Source organism: Mesonia mobilis DSM 19841 (genome assembly GCF_000423405.1).
Taxonomy (GTDB): Bacteria; Bacteroidota; Bacteroidia; order Flavobacteriales; family Flavobacteriaceae; genus Mesonia; species Mesonia mobilis.
This window is the reverse complement of sequence record NZ_AUHX01000032.1, coordinates 1-4,437: the sequence shown is the minus strand read 5'-3', so window position 1 is coordinate 4,437 and position 4,437 is coordinate 1. Positions and strand designations below refer to the sequence as shown.

The 4,437-nt window shown below is 30.5% G+C and carries 3 protein-coding genes and 1 pseudogene; 3 read left to right on the top strand and 1 reads right to left on the bottom strand.

The genetic code is table 11. The features are described 5' to 3' along the window. The first annotated feature begins 499 nt into the window (after positions 1 to 499). The 3 genes from G551_RS0112120 to G551_RS0112105 all read left to right on the top strand — a co-directional run bounded on the left by G551_RS0112120 (position 500) and on the right by G551_RS0112105 (position 4,101). Positions 500 to 1,474, top strand: coding sequence for a hypothetical protein (locus G551_RS0112120; RefSeq protein WP_027885811.1), 975 nt, complete (start codon positions 500 to 502; stop codon positions 1,472 to 1,474). A gap of 160 nt (positions 1,475 to 1,634) precedes the next feature. Continuing rightward, a complete protein-coding gene (locus tag G551_RS0112115) occupies positions 1,635 to 1,907 on the top strand; it encodes a hypothetical protein (RefSeq protein ID WP_027885810.1) in 273 nt (90 codons plus the stop codon). 1,081 nt (positions 1,908 to 2,988) lie between these two features. Next, positions 2,989 to 4,101, top strand: coding sequence for a putative phage abortive infection protein (locus tag G551_RS0112105; RefSeq protein ID WP_156876795.1), 1,113 nt, complete (start codon positions 2,989 to 2,991; stop codon positions 4,099 to 4,101). A 92-nt stretch (positions 4,102 to 4,193) separates the two neighbouring features. Here G551_RS0112105 and G551_RS16750 read toward each other — a convergent pair. Further along, positions 4,194 to 4,437 (bottom strand): annotated as a pseudogene (locus G551_RS16750) (IS1182 family transposase); the annotation flags it as partial.

Below are 4,437 nucleotides of genomic sequence, written 5' to 3'. Positions count from 1 at the left end.
ACTAAGCTATCCTTAGGTATATAACCTAAAAAAGAGACAAAACCGGACTCATCATTGCTAAACTGACGATGACCACTTTTACTTCCATAAACATCAAAGACTGATTTACTGATATCGATTCCAAAAGTTTCTTTATATTTACCCATAACACTGATTTTTGGAAAGAACATATATTACGCTGATCACAACAACTTGAAATCGAGGTCTAACCTCACAGAACTGAACGTGATTGACGCTATTAAAGAGAGAGGATTATCAATGTTGCCGAAGTCTAACGCTTCACCGTATAACAGAACCTTAATTCCCTCTTTGTTCTTTCTGATTAATTACTATTTATTTTAAAATGCAAACTTAAGCCGTATAATTCCAACTAAGGTTTTGTGTCTTGCGGACACAGACGCTCACGCGTCAAAGTCAGTTCTTTTTACTATCTTTATTTCCAAAATTCCCTTAGCTGGGTAATTATACAAGACCGTTGCCACACATTTGAACCAAGCCTATGAACAGTAAATTTCTGCTAACATTTTTCACACTTATTTCGGGACTTTCTGTTTTCGGACAGTTTAGTCGTGAAAATATTTCGACAGATTCATCCGACATCGAAATTATCAGAAATTCTGTTTATCACGTTTACGAAGAAAGTTATAAAAACAAAGATTCTGTTTGGTACAGCGTGCACTACATAAAAGACACGACAAGATTAAACACACAAGGTTGGAAAAGAAAAAATGGAAAGCACCTTGGAATTTGGAAAGAATATAATTTCGACAAACAATTATTGTTTACACGTGATTATGATAATGCAATATGCGAGGTAAACAGACAATTATTTCCTCACCACGAAATACTTGAGCGAATGAAAAAAAAAGCGGACAGCTTGATTATTTCTAACTATAGTCAAGAGTTTTTCGATAGCCAAGTTCGTTTCAATTTTAATTGTTATGCTTATGACAATGATGGTTATGTTGGTAGTTGGACAGAACCAATGAAAAGAAAACCAACTGAATTTCTTTTTCGGTATCAAGTACGACTTAAAAACTCGGATTGGCAAAGTGAAATGATTGGAATTAGTCTTGACGAAAATGGAAATTATATTCCAAGTCACGATAGATTTAACAACAATGGATTCGAAAAATTAAACTCTGAAAACAGAACTTTTGAAATTGACAAAACAAAGGCTATTTCAATTGCAAAAGAGCACGGACTAAAAGGAAAAAATATTTCAGAATTCTTAAAATGGGAAAGATTTAATAAAGCGACTTTTTACGATGGGCAGTTTAAATATTATATCGCTGAATTAATAGACCAAATAGATGAAATAAAAAAAGAAGGACGCTCAAGAATTACCTATAAGTTCAATGTTTACTCATTTAATCCTTGGACAGGTAAATTTTTGGAAAAGAAGAAAATGAAACAAATTAAAGAATGGGGAAAAAATAGCGGATTTACATCTGACTTATTACCTGATGAATAAAATTAAAAAAACGTGTGGCAACAATGTATAACCGCAAGTACGGCGGATTCGACTACGTCCGAATCCACTCGGAATTGCTAACGCCAGTTCTTAACCGAAAATTATTAACTTTAAAACCGTAACTGACGGTTATACGAGACCGTTGTGTGTAATTTGAGAAATGAATAATATTAAACTAAACAAATACGAAATTAATTTTCTGACTGAACCATTTCCTATTCATTTAGGAGATGTAAGAAACCTATTTATATCTGACTTCGGATTTTCTGAAATAGATGCGATAACTGAATCCATTGACTTGCTCAAAAGAATGTACGAACTGAATTTTATCCGGTTTGAAATTCTACTTTATTATGAATCTGATAATAAAATTAAAATTGTACTCGATGAATCTGAAAAAGGTTTTGAACTGAAAATCGATTCTGACTTTTAGACGAAACTGAAAAAGGAAAAAGAGATATGGAATCGTTTGATGTTAGGAATGGATAGAAATTGGGATTTTGGTATTGACCTATCAAATGATTTCTACGAAAAATATTATGAACCAGACGACACAGAATTTTATAAACTGATAAACCAACAATAAAAACTACACACAACACCGTATATTTCCAATTGTGGTTTTGTGTCCTGCGGACACAGATGCTCACGCATCAAAGTCAATTCTTTTTACTATCTTTAGTTCTTAAATTCCCACAACTGACAAATATACAAGACCGTTGTAAAACATTTGACAAAAAATGTGCATTAGAAAATTGAATGAGGATAAAAGCATAATAATCGCTGGTAATGTTGCTCTATTGATGTCATTAATAATCTTATTTTTAGACCATTTGAGATATTTACAAACTGCGTTAAATTTAGATAATCCGCTAATTCCAAAAGACTTAATTTTTTATGCAAATAAAAATTACATATTTGGGGGAATATTTGTGATTTTGGGAATAATCGGAATAACTATTTTCAGAATGCTAAAACTAAATCTGATTGGATTAATCTTTTGGATACTATTTTTAACGATGTATTTTCTAACAATTAATGGACTTTTAATTTAAAATAAACGTATGTTTTGACCTATTCTATTTGGCATTAATTACGCTGATAAAGATTGGAAGTGGATAAATTGAAAAAGATAAAACAGGAATGATTAACAATTCTTAAATTATACAAAATTTGGATTTGAAAAGAAAAGAATAGAATTTAATCGAAATCAACTCTGAACAAAATTAAAATTATATAGTCAAAGATCTTGCAAAAAATACATTTCGAGTAAAATTATTGGAAAAACAAACTGATTCTTTCACTGAATTTCAAATTCTGGAAAATTTTTGCAAATAGAATTAATAAAAAACGTTTTACAACAACGTATATTTCCAATTGTGGTTTTGTGTCCTGCGGACACAGATGCTCACGCATCAAAGTCAATTCTTTTTACTATCTTTAGTTCTTAAATTCCCACAACTGACAAATATACAAGACCGTTGTGCACAAGCTAAAAAAAACAGTAATTAAATTTGAAAGATTACATCTTATATAAATCCAGAAAGATTTACAAAAAGTATGGGCTATTTGGAATAATACTTTTAATAATATCTATTATCAGCATTTTCGCTGGAATTTATATGTCCTATATTTTTATTTCAAAAATTTCAACTTCTGTACGTCTAATCGAAAATGGAGAACAGCTTGACCAACAATTAACTGGTATTATTGGAGATTTTATAGGAGGAGTAATTGGGACAGTTTGGTCTTTTGCTGGAGTTATTCTGTTTTTTCTTGCTTTAAGACTACAAAGCAAAGAATTAAGTTTACAGTTGGAAGAAATGAAAAGCACAAGGAATGTTTTTCAAGTACAGCAATTTGAAAATACTTTTTTCAATCTACTAAAAACTCAAAACGACATACGACAAAGTACTGAATTAAGAGATGAAAATTTTAATCATATTCAAGGAGAAACGAATACAACTTACTTCAATGGCAATGCTGCTTTTGAAAAAATAAGAGGTTTCATAAATCAAGAAAAAGACAAGTTAGATAAAAATATAAAAGCAATAGAATACATCTTGTCAGATGATTGCGATTGGGAAGAAGAAAAGAAAAGCGAAAATATTAATGATTTTAAAGAATATTATACAGTTTCGTATAACGAATTAGAAAACAATCCTTCTCTTAAATCAAAAGCTATATTTAAACTTGCTTACAATCAATATAGCAATCAATTAAGTCATTACTTTAGAAATCTATACCATATTCTACTTTATATCAAAGAAAACGAGGAACTTGAATTAAGTCAAAACTTTCAGGAAGAATTTACGGGAGAAAAAATAGGAATCTACATAAATGATGAGAATGTAAAAGGGAAAGAAATAAAAAGAAAGTACAAAAAGTACTCACATTTTTTACAAGCTCAAATGAGTGGTACAGAATTATTCCTATTATTCTACAATGTTCTCTTCTTTAAAAAAGCAAAGAAACTTGTACAATATTATGACCTTATTGAAAACTTAAATGTAGATGACTTGCTATATCCTGAATTAGATGTTAATTTCTATCAAGAATATCAAGATGGACTTGAGATAATACCAAAATCTGACTTAAAAAAAAGAGATGAAATACTTAAAATATAAAAGCCAGTGCACAACAATGGTAACCGTTGCACAAGCCTTTAATTCTTAGAAAATCTCACTTATTTAAACCGCTTTTAGGAGGTTTTTTGTTTTTATATCCTTTGCAAATTAGAAGAATGAAGTGTTTTTAAAATGACGTATACTCCTGATTTAAGGTCATTGTGAACTTTAAAAAACAAGGCGAACATTCCTGCTCCATTTTTCACCCGGTTTTGAGTGAACTTGAGGTATTTTTTGAGGTTGTAGGCTATAGCTGAGAGCTGCATACACTTGTTAGCTTGTCTTAAGCCTATAGTGTTTACTTTACGCAGACCAACAAATTGAGTGAGTGTACCA

Coding starts and splice junctions, on each gene's coding strand:
- G551_RS0112120 (WP_027885811.1), top strand. CDS start 500: ATGAACAGTAAATTTCTGCTAACATTTTTCACACTTATTTCGGGACTT.
- G551_RS0112115 (WP_027885810.1), top strand. CDS start 1,635: ATGAATAATATTAAACTAAACAAATACGAAATTAATTTTCTGACTGAA.